This window comes from Methanopyrus sp., from assembly GCF_053997775.1.
Genome location: NZ_JBMXXF010000043.1, coordinates 1 through 17374, shown reverse-complemented (window position 1 = coordinate 17374; position 17374 = coordinate 1). Strand labels below are relative to the sequence as shown.

Sequence of the window (17374 nt, the reverse complement as noted above, 5' to 3'; positions counted from 1 at the left end):
AGGACCTGATCGAGATGGATAGGGAGAGGTCGGGGAGCGTGAGTCGGCTGGCGTTCCTCGTGGTCAGATCCATCATTTGGGACATGGAGGCGGACGGCGAGGCGAGGATTCTGGCGGAGCGGCTGGGTCGGGAAATCGTTCGCAGGGAGGGCGTCTCGAGCGTTGAGGAGGGGCTCAGACTGCTGGAGGAGATCGGATGCGGTCGGGTCGTAGTGAACCGCGAGGAGACGCGGGAGGATGAGCGGGTGATGGATTGGGGGTACGAGACCGTCACTGTCTTCGAGTGCGTTTCGTGCGCCGGGGCGCCGGAGGTGGGTCGGACGCTGTGCGCGCTGGAGGCTGGTCTGATCGAGGGAATCGTCAGCGAGGTGAATGGTGAGGGATACTACGCGATCGAGTACGCGTGCTGGGGGCTGGGGGACGATCGCTGTTCCTTCGCCCTGGTCCCGAAGGGTGATAGGGAGGGGGAGCTGAGGGTCAGGCAGATGGTTCGGGAGCGGGCGAGCGGTTAGGGGTGGTACCCGAACTCCCCCAGCCCGGCCGTTTCCTCGAACCCCATCCGGATGTTCATGTTCTGGATAGCCTGTCCGGAGGCCCCCTTGGTCAGGTTGTCGATGGCTGAGGCCACGACGATGCGGCCGTCACCCACGGCGAAGACACCGATGTCGCAGTAGTTGGTGCCTCGCACCGCCCACAACCGTGGCGCCTCGCCGACCTCGCACAGACGGATGAATGGCTCGTTCTCGTAGTAATCCTCGTAAAGCTCTCGGAGCTCTTCGGGCCCGATTTCCGCGTCACCGAGGCAGTGAGCGGTCGTCTCGATGCCGCGGACGAGCGGGGCCAGGTGGGGGGTGAAGTGCACCTCCACGTCGCCCAGCTTGCCCAGCTCCTGGCGGATCTCGGGGAGGTGCCGGTGGTCGGTGGGGTTGTACGGGGTGAGGTCCTCCGCGCACTCCGGGTGGTGGGTCGTCTGGGAGGGTTTGGCGCCGGCGCCCGAGGTCCCGCTCTTGGAGTCGAAGACGATCACGTCGGCCAGGCCCTCCTCCACGATCGGGGCGGCGGCGAGGATCGCGCCGGTCGGGTAGCATCCGGGGTTGGCGATGAGGTCGGCCCTCCGAATCTCGTCGCGGTGGAGCTCGGGTAGCCCGTACACGGCCCGCTCGTTGAGGTCGGGGGCCCGGTGGTCGACCCCGTACCAGCGCTCGTACTCCTCGACGTCGTCGAACCGGAAGTCGGCGCTGAGGTCGATGACGAGGGCGCCGCCGTCGAGGAGGTCGGGGACGAGCTCCATGGCGGCGGTGTGCGGGACGGCGGTGAACACGACGTCGCACTCCTCGCCGACCTCCGCCGGGTCGGGGTCGGTGAACCGGAGGTCGGGGTACTCGTCGCGGAGGTTGGGGTGCACCTTCCAGACGGGTTCTCCCTCGAGCCGGCGGGAGGTGGCGTATCGGACCTCCTCGACCTCGGGGTGACGGGCTAGGAGTCTTAGAAGCTCGCCGCCGGTGTAGCCGGAGGCGCCGATCACGCCCACGACGACCACGGGGTGCGGGCCCCCTTGGGCGATCCGCTGGTGGAGGTGATCGAGGAGGTGCGCCGGGACCTGGGATTTAAGGAGTCCGAGGATCGACTGGCCGCGATCCTGATGTGCGAGCTGCTGGCGGGCCGGGGGCTGAGGCTTCGGGACGTGCCGGTGGCTCGGGAGGTGGTCGTGGTGGGGGCCGGCCCGTCGGTCCGTCGGTTGCCGGAGGTGCGGGGGGAGTTGGAGGGTCGGGTGGTGTACGCCGCGGACGGGGCGTGCGAGGCGCTGCTGCGGGTGGGGATCGTGCCGGACGTGGTGGTTACGGACCTGGATGGGAGGATCGAGTTCCTGCTGATGGCGGTGGAGGAGGGGGCCGTGCCCGTGGTGCACGCGCACGGGGACAACGTGGAGCGGTTGGCGCGGTGGGTCCCGGTGCTGGCGGACGCGGGGGTGCTCGGGACCTGTCAGGTGGATCCGCCGTGTCGGGAGCTCGTGAACCCGGGTGGGTTCACGGACGGAGATCGGGCGGTGGTGCTGGCGGCCCGGCGCGGGGCGCGGCGGGTGCTGACCGTTGGGATGGACTTCGGGGATCTGACCACGGAGTTCTCCAGGCCCCGGGAGGGTCGCGGGGTGTTCCGGGCGGATCGAATCAAGCGGCGGAAGCTGCGGTGGGGGGAGCGGATCGTGGGGATGGTGCGGGAGCATCTGGGGGTGGAGGTCGTACCGCTGGTGTAGGCTCGGCCTCGTGCCGTGTCATCATCGGTCAGCAGGGGCGCCGGGTTACCTCATCGCGGACCGGAGTTGCCTCCAGAGCTCGCGCATGGCCGGGGCGGCGCGCTCTCGGATGCGCACGTGCATGTGGGGGGAGAGCTGGGTCTCGGAGGGGTTGATCTCGATCAGCCTGGCGCCGTGCCGTCGGGCGATCAGGGGAAGGTCGGCGGCGGGCCGGACCTCGCCGGAGGTGCCGATGACGAGCATCACGTCGCAGCCCCGGGACAGTTCCTCGGCCCGGATTAGGGCGTCCGGGGGCAGGGGCTCACCGAACCAGACGACCCCGGGTCGGAGCGGCTCGCCGCACTCGGGGCAGCGTGGAGGGAGTTCGTCGTACTCGAGTCCTTCGCCGCGCTCGGGGTCGTTCAGCCGCTCGTAATCGCAGCCGACGCACTCGTCGCGCCAGATGTTTCCGTGCAGCTCGATCACGCGGCGGGAGCCGGCGCGCTGGTGCAGCCCGTCCACGTTCTGCGTGATCACGGCCTTAAGGAGGCCCTCCCGCTCCATCCTCGCCAGAACTCGGTGCGCGTCGTTGGGCTCCGCCTCGGCGATCTTCTTACGGCGCCAGAGGTACCACTTCCAGACCTTCTTCGGGTCTCGGGCGAAGGCCTCCGGGGTGGCGAGCTCTCGTGGGTCGTACCGGTTCCAGAGCCCGTCCTTGCCGCGGAAGGTGGGGATGCCGGAGTCGGCGGAGGCGCCGGCGCCGGTGAGGGCGACGACGGTGTCGGCCTCGAGGATCAGCCGCGCGGCGCGCTCGATCTCACTCATCCTCCCGCCTCCGCCGCTTCCACTCCTCCAGGGGTACGCTGAACTTTTTCTCCACCTCCTCCCGGTGGATGGTGTTGTAAGCGCAGAACGGGATGATTCGACCGTCCGGCGTGGCGTAGTGGATCACGCAGCGTCGCACGCGGTCGGTCTGGAAGTTGTACGGGTCCATGAAGTGCATGCAGCCGAGCAGGAGGGCGTTCCAGTGGAACTCGGAGAGGGCGTCGTAGGTGCCCTTGGTGACCACGTCCACGACGAGGCGGGCGAGGCGCCGCTTGCCGGTGATCCCCTTGAAGACCCTGCGCAGGTGCTTCGCGACGATCCAGGCGGCCTTGGCCTGGTCCCGGCGCCGTTCCAGGGATCCCACTTTCTTGACCACCTTCCCCAGCATCTCGAGGAAGGCGTCCGGGTCGACGAAGTCCGTGATGGGTCGGTACCACCCGTCCTCCTCGATCAGGTACGTGGCGACGCCGCAGATGGGGTGAGCGGAGAACTCGGGCTTGGGTTGACCGTGCAGTTGGCCGATCAGGTGGGCGATCTTGGCGGCGGTGGGGACCGGGTAGAAGCTGTCGGCCGGGATGCGCCCGTCGGTCTGCTCCTCGACGAGCCTGACGAAGTCGGGGATGGTGATGCGCATCCGCTCGCGCTCCTCCCTGGGGGTCCGACCGGTGAAGGAGATGGGCTGAACGTTGATCCCGCGGATGACCTCGTACTCGCGGGCGAAGTCGAGCATGGGTCGGATCTGGTCGTCGTTCACGCCCCGGGCCAGGGTGGGGACGAGGACGGTGGACAGGCCGGCGCGCTCGAGGTTCTTGATCGCCTCCTTCTTGAGCTCCAGGACCTTCCGGCTGCCGCGGATCCGCTCGTAGATCTCGGGCTTGAGCCCGTCGAACTGCAGGTAGACCACGTTGAGCCCGGCCTCGTTCAGGTCCTCGGCGAGGTCGGGATCGCGGGCGAACTCGATGCCGTTGGTCGCGATCTGAACGTGAAAGCCGCGCTCGGCGGCCGCGGAGATGATCTCGTGGATGTCGTCCCGGACGAGGGGCTCGCCGCCGGCGAACTGCACGGCGGGGGTCTTCACGGGGCGCTCGGACCGGAGCAGGTCGAGCATCTCCTCGATCTGCTCGAGGCTGGGCTCGTACACGTACCCCTTCGCCTCGGCGTTGGCGAAGCAGACGGGGCAGTTGAGGTTGCAGCGGTTGGTCACGTCGATGATGCCGAGGGCGGTCGTGCTGAGGTGGCGCTCGCAGAGCCCGCAGCTGAGGGGGCAGCCGCGGTCGCACCGGGTTTGAGGGTTCTCGATTCCGGGCCCCTTGTGCTCGTACTTAAAGGCGCGCTCGAACATCTCCGCGTCGGACCACACCACCTCGCGGAACTCGCCGTGCTCAGGGCACTCCTTAACTATCTCCACCCGGTCGTCCTCGGTGCGAACCAGGCGGGCGGGGACGACCTTCAAGCACTCCGGGCAGAGGCTCTTCGTCTCGCGCAACACCTCGCCGTTCTCGGAGGTCACCAGTGCACCCCCAAGAGGGGATGGTGAAATGGAGGTGGGTGTGACCCTAACTGAACTCGCTCGCGGCGTTTGGTTTATCCTTCCCGCTTACGTCGCCAACGTTAGCGCCTGCCTGTTCGGAGGCGGTGCGCCGCTGGATTTTGGTAAAAAGCTTTCCGACGGACGCCGCGTGCTGGGTGACGGGGTAACCGTGCGCGGTTTCTGCGTGGGGACGCTGGCGGGGGCGCTGACGGGGCTCGCTGAGGGGCTCGCGGTGGGAGACCCGGGTCGGTGGATGGAGGGGGCCGTGCTGGGGTTTGGGGCGATGGTGGGGGACGCGGTCGGGAGCTTCATCAAGCGGCGGGTCGGCCTCGAGCGCGGGGCGCCGGCCCCGGTCCTGGACCAGCTGGACTTCTTCGCCGGGGCGCTCCTGCTGCATCACCTGGTGTACGGGTGGGTCCCGGCGGCCCGGTTGATCGCGGTCCTGGCGGTTCTCACGCTCGCCCTGCACTGGTTGACCAACGCCATCGGCTACCTACTGCGGTTGAAGGAGGTGCCGTGGTGATGGATCGGGAACGGCTCGCGCGGTTGCTCCTGGAGGTGGGGGCGCTGAAGTTCGGTGACTTCGTGCTCTCCTCCGGGCGTCGCAGCGATTACTACGTGGACATCAAGGAGGCTTGCACGCGCCCCGAGGTGCTGGACGCGCTGACGGACGCGCTGGCGGAGGTCCTGCCGGAGGGGGAGGTCGTGGCGGGCCCGGAGCTGGGCGCGGTTCCGCTCGTATCGGTGCTGTCGGTGAAGACGGGACGGGAGATGGCCATCGTTCGGAAGCGGCGGAAGGGGTACGGTCGGGAGGAGCGGATCGTGGGGGAGGTGGAAGGGCGTCGGGTGGTGCTGGTGGACGACGTGGCGACGACGGGCGGCTCCCTGCTGGAGGCGGCGGAGGCGGTGGAGGAGGAGGGTGGCGAGGTGAGGGACGCGGTGGTGGTCGTGGACCGTCGGGAGGGCGCGGAGGAAGCGCTTAAAGAGCGAGGGATTCGGCTGAGGAGCGTGCTGACGGCCGAGGATCTGCGGGGGTTGAGGAGCGGTGAAGGTGATGATCGTGGGTAGCGGGGCCCGGGAGCACGCGATCGCGGAGGCGCTGTGCGGGGCGCCGGACGAGGACGTGGAGCTGTACGCGTTCCTGGGGAACCGCAACCCGGGCCTGATTCGGCTCTCCGAGGACTACGAAGTGGGTGATCCGACGGACGTGGACGCGGTGGCCAGGGCGGCCGTGCGGTGGGGCGTGGACCTGGCGGTGATCGGGCCCGAAGACCCGCTGGCGGAGGGGGTCGCGGATCGGCTGGAGGAGGAGGGGATACCCACGTTCGGTCCCAAGCGGGGTCCGGCCCGGATCGAGTGGGACAAGGGGTTCGCCCGCCGGCTGATGAGGGAGCACGGGATCGAGGCTTACCCGGAGTTCGGGGTGTTCGAGGACCCGGACGAGGCCTGCGAGTTCATCGACGAGCTGGGCAAGCCGGTGGCGGTGAAGCCGGCCGGGCTGACCGGCGGTAAGGGCGTCAAGGTGGTGGGAGAGCACCTGCGGAACCTGGACGAGGCGAAGGAGTACGTGCGGGAGATCTTCGAGCGGGAGATCGGCGGGCTGCCCCGGGTGGTGATCGAGGAAAGGTGTGTGGGCGAGGAGTACACCATCCAGGTGTACACGGATGGACGGAAGGTACTTCCCACGCCGGCCGTGCAGGACCACCCGCACGCCTACGAGGGCGATGAGGGGCCCATCACCGGCGGGATGGGCTCGTACTCGTGCCCGGACGGGCTGCTGCCGTTCCTGTCCCGGGAGGAGTACGAGGAGTCCGTGCGGATCCTGGAGCGGACGGTTGAGGCGATCCGGAAGGAGACGGGTGAGCCGTACCGGGGCGTGCTCTACGGTCAGTTCATGCTGACGGCGGACGGACCCGTGGTGATCGAGTTCAACTGCCGGTACGGTGATCCTGAGGCGATGAACATCCTGCCGATCGCGGAGGGCGACCTGGTCACGCTGCACGCCTCGATCGCCGAGGGCTCGATGGAGGGGGACGTGGAGTTCCTGGAGCGCGCCACGGTCTGCAAGTACGTGGTGCCGGAGGGGTACCCGGAGTCCTCCGAGGGTGAGGGTGAGCCGATCGAGGTGGACGAGGAGTGCATTCACCGGCTCAACGCGATCCCGTACTACGCGTCCGTGAACCTGGAGGAGGACGGCACGATCACGATGACCTCCTCGCGCGCGGTCGCGATCGTGGGGATCGGGGAGCGCCTGGAGGAGGCGGAGGAGGCCGCGGAGCGCGCGATCCGGGAGTGCGTGAGCGGGGAGAGGATCCGGCACCGGTCCGACATCGGCAAGCCGGAGACGGTGCGGAAGCGGGTGCGCCGCATGGAGCGGATCCGGGGGCAGGGTGGGTCTTGAAGCGGCTCGAGATCGACCATCTGCTCTCCATCTCGGACCTCGATCGGGAGGACGTGGAGACGGTGCTTCGGGTCGCGCGGATGTTCAAGGAGCGTTACCTCGCGGGCGAGCGCGTCGTTCCGGTCCTGGAGGGTCGGACGCTCGGCCTCGTGTTCGAGAAGCCCTCGACGCGCACCCGGATCTCGTTCGAGGTCGCGATGCACCAGCTGGGCGGCCAGGCCTTCACGTACACCTACCGGGAGCTGCAGCTCGGTCGGGGAGAGGCGATCAAGGACACGGCCGCCGTCATGAGCCGGTACCTGGACGGGGTCATGATCCGGGCGCGGCGGCACGAGGACCTGGAGGAGTTCGCCCGCCACGCCTCCATCCCGGTCATCAACGGGTTGAGCGACCTGGAGCACCCGTGCCAGGCGCTGACCGACGTGTTCACGATCTGGGAGAAGCTCGGCCGGGGCCCCCACACGGTCGTGTTCGTGGGGGACGGGAACAACGTCTGCTCCTCCCTGGCGCTGGCCTGCGTCACCCTGGGATGGGACTTCGTGCACTCCGTCCCGGAGGGGTACGAGTGCCCCGAGCGGGTCTGGCGGGAGGTGGAGCGTCGGGCGGAGGAGTACGGGGCCGAGGTGAGGATCGTCCGGGACCCGGAGGAGGCCGTGCGGGATGCGGACGTGATCTACACGGACGTGTGGGTGAGCATGGGGGATGAGGACGAGCGGGAGGAGCGCCTTCGGGCCTTTCGACCGTACCAGGTCAACGAGGAGCTACTCTCGCACGCGCCGGAGGACGCGATCGTCATGCACTGCATGCCCATCCAGCGCGGGTACGAGATGACGGACGAGGTCGCGGACTCCGAGCGCAGCGTGATCTACGATCAGGCGGAGAACAGGCTGCACGTCCAGAAGGCCGTGCTCTCCCTACTGCTCCGATAACGGGGGCCCTCCGTTGGCCAAGGTGGCGGTCATCGGGGCCACGGGGCGGGTGGGTTCCACCACCGCGGCCCGTCTGGCCATGCTCGACTGCGTCAGCGAGGTGGCGCTCATCGCCCGAAAGAGGAGCGTGGAGCGGCTCAAGGGGCTTCGACGCGACATCCTGGACTCGCTCGCCGCCGCGCAGAAGGACGCGGAGATCACGATCGGACACAGGTTCGAGGACTACGCGGACGCGGATCTCATCGTCATGGCGGCCGGGGTGCCCCGAAAGCCGGGCCAGACCCGGCTCGACCTCACCAAGGACAACGCGGGGATCGTGAGGAAGTACCTGGAGGGGATCGGGGAGGAGAACCCGGACGCGATCATCCTCATGGTCACGAACCCGGTGGACGTGCTGACCTACGTCGCCCTCCGGGTCTCCGGGCTGGATCGCCACCGGGTGCTGGGCCTGGGCACGCACCTGGACTCGATGCGGTTCAAGGTGATCATCGCCGAGCACTTCAACGTGCACATGAGCGAGGTGCACACGCGGATCATCGGAGAGCACGGGGACACCATGGTCCCCGTCATCAGCTCCACCAGCATCGGAGGGATCCCGATCACCCGCATGCCGGGCTGGGAGGACTTCGACGTCGACAAGGCGGTGGAGGAGGTGAAGACCGCCGGGCAGAGGATTATCGAGACCTGGGGAGGGTCGCAGTTCGGCCCCGCCCAGGCGATCGCGAACCTCGTGAGAACGATCCTGCAGGACGAGCGCCGCGTGCTGACCGTTTCGGCTTACCTGGACGGGGAGATCGCCGGGGTCCGAGACGTCTGCATCGGGGTGCCGGCCCGGCTGGGTCGGGAGGGGATCCTGGAAATCGTCCCCATCAAGCTGGACGAGCGGGAGATCGAGGCGTTCAAGCGGTCCGTTAAGGTCGTGAAAAGGGCGACCCGGGAGGCGCTGAAAGTAATCGAGGAGTGACCGGCATGGGGCACCGGGAAGCCCGGGAGCGGCTGGCCATCCTCCTCACGCTGGCCGGCCTCACCTCATTCTACCTTCTCACAGCCTCCAAGATGATCAACTGGTACGACGTGCATTACTTCGAGGAGTGGTTCTACGTCTCCATGTCGTACGGGATATTCAGCGTCTACTCGCTGTGCGAGAAGGTGCATTACCCACCGTTGGCCGTCCTGTACTACGTATCGTACCGGTACCTCCTGCACGCCCTGCATCTGGACGTGAAACTGTGGGAGTTCATTTTCTTCCTGAAGATCCCCATCATCGCGTCGTACCTGGCCACGCTGATACTCCTCCTGCAGAGGTTCGAGTGGCCCACCGTTCAGTGGGTCGCCCTCTCCATCCCCGCCGGGATGGTGATCTGGGGCTACCAGTTCGACACCATGATCGCGCTCGCGATGACCCTGTCGGCGATGGTCCTGCTGGAACGCCGACCGGCCGCCGCCGGAACCCTGCTGGCCCTCGCCTCGAGCTTCAAGTACGTGCCCGCGACCCTGGCGGTCCCGATGTCTATACTGCTGCGCGTACATCGCGGCAAGGGTCACGTGGTGAGGTTCCTGACGGCCTTCGCGGGCGTGATAGCCGCCCTATGGCTGCCGTTCTTCCTCTCGGACCCCAGAGCCTTCATGGAGCAGGTGTTCCTGTTCCACATGAGGAGGCTGCCCCAGGACCTGACACCGTTCTACGTCCCCATCCTGCTGAGCCGGTGGCACGTGTCGAGATGGTCCTTCCTGCTCGGTAAACTCTCCGGAATTGTAATGACCGTCGGGTTCGCCGCGCTGTTCTGGTGGATGTGGAGGCGTCGGGGCGAGCTCGTGCGTACGCTGATCGAGAGGGCGGGTTCGAGGTTCGCGCTCTGGGGAACCTGCGCGCTGCTCGGCGCCTGGTTCGCGCTGACGACCAAGGTCGGAAACCCGTACTACCTCACGTGGATCTTCGTCTGGCTGTTCCCGTTCGTGGGCTGGTGCATCCCGAGCTGGCGGTTCGGGCTGCTGAACCTGCTCCCGTTCGTCTACACGTTCAACATGCTCCCGGCCCCCGTGCTGGACCGGGAGGTGTTCGTGCCGGAGGATGTAAGGTGGTACCCGGCCCTCCAGCTGATCCTGTTCCCGCAGCGAGAGCTGGAAAAGGCCCATTGGATGAGGGAGACGTCTCCGCACCTCTTTCAGGTCTGGTACGATCACATGCACATCACCGGGGCGATCGTGGTGATCTCCTACGTCGCGGTGGTCGCCTGGGTCTTCGCCGACCTGGTCCGATGGGCGCGGAACCCGGCGGAGCCGAGGGAGCGGCCGCACGACTGGCCGCTGCACCCGTTGCTGGTCGCCTTCGCGCTGCCGGCGTTCGCGTTCGCGGTTTACCTGGCGTTCTTCTAGGTCCTCTCCACGGTGCAGAACATGGCCTTGAGGTACTGGGTGTCGGGGTTGCCGGGCACGATCGGGTGGCAGGGTGGCTGGCCCCGTAGGGGACCCAGCATGCGCAGCCGGAGGCCCCGGCGCCGGGCCGCTTCGGACACGATCCGGACGAAGTCGTCCGGCTCGAGGAAGTGGCTGCAGGAGCAGGTGACGAACAGGCCGCCGTCCCGGACCAGTCCCAGGGCCTTGTAGTTCACGTCGAAGTAGGCCCGCTTGCCCCGCTCGAGGTGCTCGCGGGAGGTGACGAAGGCGGGTGGATCGAGGATCACCACGTCGAACCGCTCGCCCCGGCGCTCGAGCCGCTCCAGTAGGGCGAACGCGTCGCCGATCAGGAACTTCACCCGGTCTCTCACCTCGTTCAGCGTGGCGTTCTCGTACGCGGCCTCCACGATCCGGTCGAACTTCTCGATCCCGACGACCTCTTCCGCGCCGCCCACGGCCGCGTGGATGGCGAACCCGCCCACGTAGGAGAACACGTCCAGGACCCGGTCTCCCTCCCTCACGAGCCGCTGCACCTCGCCCCGGTTCTCCACCTGGTCGATGTAGAACCCGGTCTTCTGCCCTCGCTCGACGTCCACGTGGAACCTCACGCCGTACTCCTCCACGATCGTGGAGGAGCGGTCCTCGCCGGCGACGGTCCGTCTCCTCACCTCCATGCCCAGCTGGCGGCGCTTCCGGGAGTCGTTCTTCTCGTACAGCGTCTCGACGTCCAGGATCTCCAGCAGCTCCTCGGCGTGCCGGAGGACGATCCGTTCCATCGCGGGGCACGTCGTCTGGAACACGGCCAGGTCGTTGAACTTGTCGATGATCAGGCCCGGGAGGGCGTCCGCCTCCGAGAACACGACCCGCATGTGGTTCCGGTGCCGGTCCACGCGCCAGCGCTTCCGCTCCCGGTACCGCTCCCGGATCCTCTCCAGCACGATCTCGTCGGGGGAGCGGTCGGGGTACTCGCCCCGCGGGTCGAAAATCCGGGCGACGATGCCGGGGGAGCGGCCGCTGCGGATGTCCCGGTCCGAGGCCTGGGCGAAGGCGTGGCCCAGCAGCTCCCCGCTGCCCGTCTCGACGCGGACGACGTCCCCGGGACGGAACCGGCCCCGGATCCTTCTCACGGCGGGGGCGAAGACGGAGAGGGCGCCCGATCGGATCGCCTCCCGGGCGCGTCGGTCCACGACCACGGTGGGTGGCCTGCCGCGTCGGGGAATGGGGGCACTCCCCCGCTATCGGGCGTACTCGGTCGGGTCCTCCACCCCGGCCTCTCGGAAGGCGCGCCTTCGGTGGCGGCAGGATTCGCACTCCCCGCAGTGCACGGGCCGGCCGTTCCTCCACTCGGGCCGGTAGCAGCTCACGGAGTGCTCCATGGGGGCGTCGAGCCGGGCCCCGAGCCGGACGATGTCGGGCTTCTCCAGGTCCGCGAGCGGGCTGTGGAGTCTCGGTCGCGAGGGGAGACCGGTGCGTAGGGCCCGGGCCGCGGCCCTGGCGAACGCCTTGGAGTTGTCGGGGAACCGTCGCGCCTCCTCCGCGTTGATGCCCCAGACGATGTGAAACTCGTCGTCCTCGCCCTGAAGGTAGAGGCGGTCGCACAGGGCCGCGGCGATCCCGAGCAGGTTCCAGTTGCGGGCGGGGAGCCAGTGGGTGGAGAGGTCGCGTGGTGGCTCGGTCGGTGGACCGCCGAATAGGGGGTTGTCCGGGCAGAGCCTCCGGAGCCAGAAGGCGCCGAGCGCGAGGAATTCGGCGCCGATCGCGTCCGCGATCCGCTCGGCCGCGCGTCGCTCCACGGGGGCGTTCCGCTGCCCGTAGTCGATGAACAGGCAGATGCGATCCCCGTCCAGCTCGTCGGCCGCCCACTGGGCGGCGACGCTGGAGTCCAGGCCCCCGCTGCAGAGGATGACGACGGTGGGCATGGGGGCTACCCGTAGAAGGGGCGCTTTTCCTTGGGCACGATCTTGGTGAGGGAGCGGAGGTCGTCGCGGGTCACGTCGAAGTCGTACTTCTTCACCAGCTCGTGGACCCTCTCGACGTCCTCCTCGTCCGGCTCCACGGCCTTGGCGTTCTTGCCCAGGTCCTCCACCTCGCCCAGGACGTAGATCTCGCCGCGGAGCATGCTCTCGCCGGTGTAGGTGCCCGCGTCGCCGAGCACGATGATCGTGCCTCCCATCATGTACATCCCGGTCATGATCTCCACGTCTCCGCCGATGATCACGGTGCCGTTCTTCATGATCTGCCCGACGCGGGAGCCCGCGTCGCCGCGGACGACGACGGTGCCGCCGTACATGCCCTGGCCCACGCCGTCTCCGGCGTGCCCTTCGATGATGATCTCGCCCTTAGTGACGTTGTCCCCGGGGTACCAGCCCGCGTTACCCTGGACGAGGATCCTGGGTCCGTGGATCATGGTGCCGACGTAGTACCCGACGCTGCCCTCGATGACGACCTCAACCTCCTCGGTCAGCCCGGCGGCGATGTAGTGCTTGGCGCCCGGGTTCTTCAGGATGATCCGGTCGTACTCGGGGGCGTGGGTCTTCAGGGCGCTGTTGATGTCTCGCGGCTCCTTACCCTTGCAGTTGATGACCTTCTCCCTCACCAGCGACCCCCCACCTCGAAGACCTCGTACTCCCCGGGCTCGATCTGGCCGATGCCTTCGATCTCCTCCCCGAAGATCCGGCGCAGGGCGACCTCCTCGGAGGAGATTCCGATCGTGTCGTCCCGGCCATAGCCGATGACGCCGGGCCGGAGGCCGAGCGGGTCGCGGGCGACGGCGATGGCGTCCGGGGTGCTGATGATGAAGCAGAACGGGCCGTCTAGCTCCCGGATGGCCTCCTCCATGGCCTCCTCCAGGGAGTACCCATTCATGAGCTTGTCCGCGACGTAGACGACGATGCACTCGGAGTCGTTCTCGGTCTTAAACCGGTACCCCTTCGCCTCCAGGAGCTCCCGGATGGAGTAGTAGTTGGTGATCTGGCCGTTGTGCACCACGGCGATGTTCGGGACGAGGTAGCTCTGGAACGGGTGGGCGTGGTACCGGTCGACCACGGACTCGGTGGAGAAGCGCACGTGCCCGATCCCGTGCGTTCCCTCCAGGTTCTCCACCCCGTACTGGGAGGAGACCTCCACGGCCTTGCCCACGTCCTTGAGGATCTCGAACCCCTGGCCCGCGCTGAGCACGGTGATGCCGGCCTCGTCCTCGATCCTGCGGGTTACCTCGGCGAGCTCCCGCTGCCCGCTCGCGCCCGTGGGGATGCCGTCCACGAAGACCCGGTACACGATCGTGCCTCCGTCCTCGGCCAGCCGTTCGATCCGGGTCACCTTCCGGTCGGGGCCGAGGCAGCGCTCCACGTCGGAGAGTAGGTCGCGTTCCTCGTCGGCGGGCAGCTCCAGGATGAGGATCGTGGCGTCCGTGTCCCGGTAGATCCCGTACCCGGCGGAGTCGGGCCCCCGGTGCTGCATCGCGTCCAGCATCTCGGTCAGCAGGTGACCGACCGAGCCGGGCTCGGGCAGCACGATCCCGGCGATCCCGCACGCCAACGCCGCCACTCCCGTCACGCTTTTTCCAGGAAGTAAGCGTGGAGCCGGGGATCGTCCGTCAGCTCCGGGTGGAACGCGGTGGCCAGCAGGTGGTCCTGCTCCACGGCCACGGCGTGATCACCGTACTCGGCCAGCACCCGCACGTCGTCGGAGAGGATCTCGTCCACCGCGGGAGCCCGGATGAAGACGGCCCGGAACTCCCCTCCCTCCAGCCCCTCGATCTCGAGGTCCACCTCGAAGGACTCGCGCTGCCGCCCGAACGCGTTCCGCACCACCCGGACGTCCATGAGGCCCAGCAGGGGTTGCTCGACGTCCACCTCGGTTCCCGGGTGCGCCTGCGGCACGACCTCCCGCGCCATCAGCACCATGCCGGCGCAGGTGCCCAGGAACGGGACCTCGGACTCCGACAGCTCCAGCAGCGGCTTGACGAGCCCGTGGCGCTCCAGCAGCCTCCCGATGGTGGTACTCTCCCCGCCCGGCAACACGACCGCGTCCACGCCCTCCAGGTCCTCGGGGTACCGCGCCCAGACCACCTCCACGTCCTCGCCCAGCTCCTCCCCGGCGCGCTTCAGCGCCCACTCGTGCTCCTCCACGTCGCCCTGAACGGCCACCACGGCGACCCTCACGACGACCATCCCCCTAGATCACGCTCAGACCCTCCTCGGTCCGACGGTAGTACCGCGAGCCGCGGGCGCGGAGCGGGCCCGTCACGGCCTCGTCGCTCAGCCGGCCGCTCCGCACCACCACGTCGCGACCGTACCGTTTGGGGCAGTCCAGGATGCACGCGACGAGCCTCTCGTGCCCCTCCAGCAGCAGTTCTCGCACGCGGTCCACCACGCGCTCCGGGGGGCGGCGCGAGGAGGCCGCCACCCCGTAAAATTTCACGTTTTCCACCTCGAACTCGCCCCAGTCCACCTCACCCCGGAACCTCCCCAGCAGCCGCAGGAGTCGCTCCAGCAGGTCCCGATCCCACGTAATCACGCTGAGGTTGACCCCGACCGAGTCCACGAGCCCCACGGTCTCCCACCCGCTGTCCTCACCCCGGGTGACCGCCCGGACCTGAGCGACCGTCTCCTCCCCGCCCACGAACGCGTTCCCGCTAACCCTCACCACCTCACCGGCGTACTCCGCGGGCCGACCCATCACCACGGTGTAGTCCTCCACGTCCTCCTCCACCACCGAGCCGGCCCCCACGACCACGCCCTCACCCACGCGCACGCCCCCGTGAATCACCGACCGCATGCCGATGAAGCAGTCGTAACCCAGCACCGCCCGCTCCCCGCCGAACACGCCCACCAGCGAGCCGTCCCCGATGAACGCGTCGTTCCCCACCTCGGCCCGCACCACGGAGAACGGGGACACGCTGGCGCGCTCCCCCACGTCCGAGTCGAACACCCGACAGAACCCGTAGATGGCCGCCTTCCGACGGATCACCACGCCCGGCCCGATCTCCGCGTGCGCGCCGATCTCCGCGGTCACGTCGGCCAGGTTGTCACCGATGATCCGGACCCCCTCGTCCAGCACGGCCGGGTGACGGTACTTGTCGTCCTCCCGCAGCGGGCGCAGCCGCTCTTCCTTACCCCTCATCCTCACCCCCCTCCCGGTACGGCAGGTACCGTTCGATCACGCGCTGCGCCTCCTCGTCCGCGAGCCAGTCCACCTCGTCCCCCTCCCGGGACTCCACCGCCTCCAACACCCGCTCCGCCGCCTCCTCCGGGCTCAGGCCCGTCACGTCCAGCTGAATCACGTCCCTCGGTGGCCTCGCCGGAAACCCGCCGGACCTAACCTCCACCGCCTCCCCGTAGCAGACCCCCACGAACTCCGCCTCCAGGTTCTCCGAGATCTTACGCGGAGAGTACCCCTTCTCCCGCAGCCGCCGCTCCAGCTCCCTCGGATGCAACCGCAGCACGACGACCAGGTCCACCGGCATGAGGTGCGCGTAGTGCGACTCCACGAACGCCGGATCGGACCCCGGCTCCCACTCCCGCACGTACCGCTCCAGCGCGTGCACGTCCACCACGCGCGCCTGCCGCTCCTCATCCTCCTCCAGCAGCGCACCGAGCTCGCGGGCCACCCGGTTCAGGTGCAGCACGTCGTACCCTTTCCGCCGCAGCACCCGGCCCACGGTCGTCTTCCCGACGCCCGGCGTTCCCGTGATCGCCACCTTCACCGGCACCACCCACCTACCGGTACACCTCCACGCGGAACCCCTCATCCCGGAAGATCCGCTCCGCCCGCGCGAGCTCCCCCGCACCGACCGCCTCCGCGCGGCCCCGGGCGGGCGGACGCGAGACCGTGTTCAGCTGCACCTCCCGGACGCCGATCTCCGACAGCAACCCCGCCAGCTCCCGCACGTGCCCCGCCCCCGCGTTGGTAACCCGGCCCACCCGACACAGCAGCACCTCCACCGTGACGTCCTCCGAGACGCGCTCCAGCTGCCGCACCAGGTGATCCAGGGACAGGTCGGGATGCGGGCGGTTGATCCGCCGGTACAGGCCCTCCCGGGCGCAGTCCAGGCTCGCGATGATTCGATCCACCTCCGGCGGGCACTCGGAGACCCAGGTCGAGTTGGTCAGCAGGACCAGCTCGGCGCCGGCCCGCTCGACCAACGGGGCGATCTCCTCCACCACCTCGCCCAGGTTGGCGCACAGGGTCGGCTCCCCCACCCCGGCCAGGGTCACGGCGTCCGGTCGACACTCCCTCAGGGCGGCCCGAAGCTCCCTCGCGAGCGGGACCGGGTCGACCTCGAAGCGCTCGCGCGGGGACGCGCGCTTGAGCACCCCCACGCTGCAGTACTCGCAGTCCTGCGTGCAGACCCCTCGAGGCAGGTCGATCCCCAGGGACCGGCCCAGGCGGCGCGAGGGCACGGGCCCGTACACGAGCGGGCGCCGGGGACCGCTCTCCAGGGACTTGACCTCCACCTCCACGCCCAGCTTGCGGGCGAGCTTCACCAGGGTGCGGGCGGCGGAGTCCTCCCCCCGCCCCGTGATCCTCAGCTCGCCCGAGTCCCGGATCTCCACCTGCTGACCCGCCGGGGAGACCGCGATCACCCGGCCCCCCTCGTCCCGTACCCGCCAGCCGAGCCGGCGCAGACCGGCCGCGAGCCGCTCCGGGTCCCGGGTTCGCCCCGTGAGCACGACTCTCACTCCCGCAGCAGCTCGATCAGGTCCTCCACCTCGTCCGAGCGCAGGAACTCAAACGCGTCCGGGAGCTCCCGGCCCAACTCCCGGTACGCCCGGGCGAAATCCTCGTTCCGAACGACGTCCTCCAGCACGATCACGCGGCGGAGGTCGGGGGAGTGCCGGCGCAGCGTGTACTTAAACCGCTCCCGAGGACGGCCCCGCAGCCGACGTACCGGGTTGTGGGCGATGACAAGGTAGTCCGGGTCCATGTGCGTGAAGATCGAGGACATCTGAGCCCGGATCCCGAAGTCGATCCCGGCCTCCATGCCGCACCGGAGGTTGAAGTACAGGTCGTCGACGGGCGTACCCACGGCGACGAACCGACGCTCCCCGCGCAGC

General features: G+C 68.7%; 20 protein-coding genes. 8 read left to right on the top strand and 12 right to left on the bottom strand.

The window, feature by feature from the left end:
* On the top strand, positions 1-512 hold a 512-nt coding region (locus ACXJJV_RS06045; protein WP_456467287.1), incomplete at its 5' end, for a V4R domain-containing protein.
* On the opposite strand, the gene argC is transcribed toward ACXJJV_RS06045, so the two are convergent.
* The gene (argC, locus tag ACXJJV_RS06040; protein ID WP_456467286.1) at positions 509-1540 is read right to left on the bottom strand and encodes an N-acetyl-gamma-glutamyl-phosphate reductase; all 1032 of its coding nucleotides are present in this window, start codon (positions 1538-1540) and stop codon (positions 509-511) included. The two genes, ACXJJV_RS06045 and argC, sit on opposite strands and share 4 nt — an antisense overlap.
* A 15-nt stretch (positions 1541-1555) precedes the next feature.
* Between argC and ACXJJV_RS06035 the strand changes: the two genes are divergently transcribed.
* Positions 1556-2254, top strand: coding sequence for a 6-hydroxymethylpterin diphosphokinase MptE-like protein (locus ACXJJV_RS06035; protein WP_456467285.1), 699 nt, complete (start codon positions 1556-1558; stop codon positions 2252-2254).
* 45 nt (positions 2255-2299) lie between these two features.
* On the opposite strand, the gene ACXJJV_RS06030 is transcribed toward ACXJJV_RS06035, so the two are convergent.
* The gene (locus ACXJJV_RS06030; RefSeq protein WP_456467284.1) at positions 2300-3058 is read right to left on the bottom strand and encodes an SIR2 family NAD-dependent protein deacylase; all 759 of its coding nucleotides are present in this window, start codon (positions 3056-3058) and stop codon (positions 2300-2302) included.
* Entirely contained in the window at positions 3051-4568 is a 1518-nt protein-coding gene (gene tes / locus ACXJJV_RS06025) for a tetraether lipid synthase Tes (protein ID WP_456467283.1), read from the bottom strand. The genes ACXJJV_RS06030 and tes overlap by 8 nt, the downstream gene beginning before the upstream one ends.
* A gap of 28 nt (positions 4569-4596) precedes the next feature.
* On the opposite strand from tes, the gene ACXJJV_RS06020 reads away from it, so the two are divergent.
* From ACXJJV_RS06020 to ACXJJV_RS05995, 6 genes are read left to right on the top strand one after another with little or no spacing between them, the layout of a single operon-like run.
* Positions 4597-5112, top strand: a complete 516-nt coding sequence (locus tag ACXJJV_RS06020; protein ID WP_456467282.1) for a CDP-2,3-bis-(O-geranylgeranyl)-sn-glycerol synthase — start codon at positions 4597-4599, stop codon at positions 5110-5112.
* Positions 5112-5657: an orotate phosphoribosyltransferase gene (gene pyrE / locus ACXJJV_RS06015; RefSeq protein WP_456467281.1), complete on the top strand. Its 546-nt coding sequence runs from the start codon at positions 5112-5114 to the stop codon at positions 5655-5657. The genes ACXJJV_RS06020 and pyrE overlap by 1 nt, the downstream gene beginning before the upstream one ends.
* Positions 5635-6990, top strand: a complete 1356-nt coding sequence (purD, locus tag ACXJJV_RS06010; protein ID WP_456467280.1) for a phosphoribosylamine--glycine ligase — start codon at positions 5635-5637, stop codon at positions 6988-6990. The genes pyrE and purD overlap by 23 nt, the downstream gene beginning before the upstream one ends.
* Entirely contained in the window at positions 6987-7919 is a 933-nt protein-coding gene (gene argF / locus ACXJJV_RS06005; protein WP_456467279.1) for an ornithine carbamoyltransferase, read from the top strand. Before purD ends, argF begins: the two co-directional genes overlap by 4 nt.
* A 22-nt stretch (positions 7920-7941) precedes the next feature.
* Positions 7942-8883 carry a malate dehydrogenase gene (locus ACXJJV_RS06000; RefSeq protein WP_456467288.1) on the top strand — a complete coding sequence of 314 codons (942 nt, stop codon included), beginning with the start codon at positions 7942-7944 and terminating at the stop codon, positions 8881-8883.
* 5 nt (positions 8884-8888) lie between these two features.
* Positions 8889-10295, top strand: a complete 1407-nt coding sequence (locus tag ACXJJV_RS05995; RefSeq protein WP_456467278.1) for a glycosyltransferase 87 family protein — start codon at positions 8889-8891, stop codon at positions 10293-10295.
* Here ACXJJV_RS05995 and ACXJJV_RS05990 read toward each other — a convergent pair.
* The 9 genes from ACXJJV_RS05990 to ACXJJV_RS05950 all read right to left on the bottom strand — a co-directional run.
* Positions 10292-11509: a class I SAM-dependent rRNA methyltransferase gene (locus tag ACXJJV_RS05990; RefSeq protein ID WP_456467277.1), complete on the bottom strand. Its 1218-nt coding sequence runs from the start codon at positions 11507-11509 to the stop codon at positions 10292-10294. The genes ACXJJV_RS05995 and ACXJJV_RS05990 overlap by 4 nt on opposite strands.
* A 42-nt stretch (positions 11510-11551) precedes the next feature.
* The gene (locus tag ACXJJV_RS05985; RefSeq protein ID WP_456467276.1) at positions 11552-12235 is read right to left on the bottom strand and encodes a 7-cyano-7-deazaguanine synthase; all 684 of its coding nucleotides are present in this window, start codon (positions 12233-12235) and stop codon (positions 11552-11554) included.
* Between the two features lie 5 nt (positions 12236-12240).
* Positions 12241-12912 carry a GltB/FmdC/FwdC-like GXGXG domain-containing protein gene (locus tag ACXJJV_RS05980; protein ID WP_456467275.1) on the bottom strand — a complete coding sequence of 224 codons (672 nt, stop codon included), beginning with the start codon at positions 12910-12912 and terminating at the stop codon, positions 12241-12243.
* The gene (locus ACXJJV_RS05975; protein ID WP_456467274.1) at positions 12909-13853 is read right to left on the bottom strand and encodes a class II glutamine amidotransferase domain-containing protein; all 945 of its coding nucleotides are present in this window, start codon (positions 13851-13853) and stop codon (positions 12909-12911) included. The genes ACXJJV_RS05980 and ACXJJV_RS05975 overlap by 4 nt, the downstream gene beginning before the upstream one ends.
* A 14-nt stretch (positions 13854-13867) precedes the next feature.
* On the bottom strand, positions 13868-14479 hold the full coding sequence (gene pdxT / locus ACXJJV_RS05970) for a pyridoxal 5'-phosphate synthase glutaminase subunit PdxT (protein WP_456467273.1): 612 nt from the start codon (positions 14477-14479) through the stop codon (positions 13868-13870).
* Positions 14480-14492: 13 nt separating this feature from the next.
* Positions 14493-15440 (bottom strand): DapH/DapD/GlmU-related protein, encoded by a 948-nt coding sequence (locus ACXJJV_RS05965; protein ID WP_456467272.1) that lies wholly within the window; start codon positions 15438-15440, stop codon positions 14493-14495.
* Positions 15430-16023 (bottom strand): adenylate kinase family protein, encoded by a 594-nt coding sequence (locus ACXJJV_RS05960; protein ID WP_456467271.1) that lies wholly within the window; start codon positions 16021-16023, stop codon positions 15430-15432. The genes ACXJJV_RS05965 and ACXJJV_RS05960 overlap by 11 nt, the downstream gene beginning before the upstream one ends.
* A 13-nt stretch (positions 16024-16036) precedes the next feature.
* The gene (locus tag ACXJJV_RS05955; protein ID WP_456467270.1) at positions 16037-16990 is read right to left on the bottom strand and encodes a radical SAM protein; all 954 of its coding nucleotides are present in this window, start codon (positions 16988-16990) and stop codon (positions 16037-16039) included.
* Between the two features lie 5 nt (positions 16991-16995).
* Positions 16996-17374, bottom strand: a 379-nt coding sequence (locus ACXJJV_RS05950; protein ID WP_456467269.1) for a hypothetical protein, incomplete at its 5' end; no start/stop codon positions are given.

Excerpts from the sequence above, each read along its gene's own strand:
- ACXJJV_RS06030 (WP_456467284.1), bottom strand. The coding sequence starts at position 3,058 with ATGAGTGAGATCGAGCGCGCCGCGCGGCTGATCCTCGAGGCCGACACC.
- ACXJJV_RS06020 (WP_456467282.1), top strand. The coding sequence starts at position 4,597 with ATGGAGGTGGGTGTGACCCTAACTGAACTCGCTCGCGGCGTTTGGTTT.
- pyrE (WP_456467281.1), top strand. The coding sequence starts at position 5,112 with ATGGATCGGGAACGGCTCGCGCGGTTGCTCCTGGAGGTGGGGGCGCTG.
- ACXJJV_RS05995 (WP_456467278.1), top strand. The coding sequence starts at position 8,889 with ATGGGGCACCGGGAAGCCCGGGAGCGGCTGGCCATCCTCCTCACGCTG.
- ACXJJV_RS05985 (WP_456467276.1), bottom strand. The coding sequence starts at position 12,235 with ATGCCCACCGTCGTCATCCTCTGCAGCGGGGGCCTGGACTCCAGCGTC.
- ACXJJV_RS05965 (WP_456467272.1), bottom strand. The coding sequence starts at position 15,440 with ATGAGGGGTAAGGAAGAGCGGCTGCGCCCGCTGCGGGAGGACGACAAG.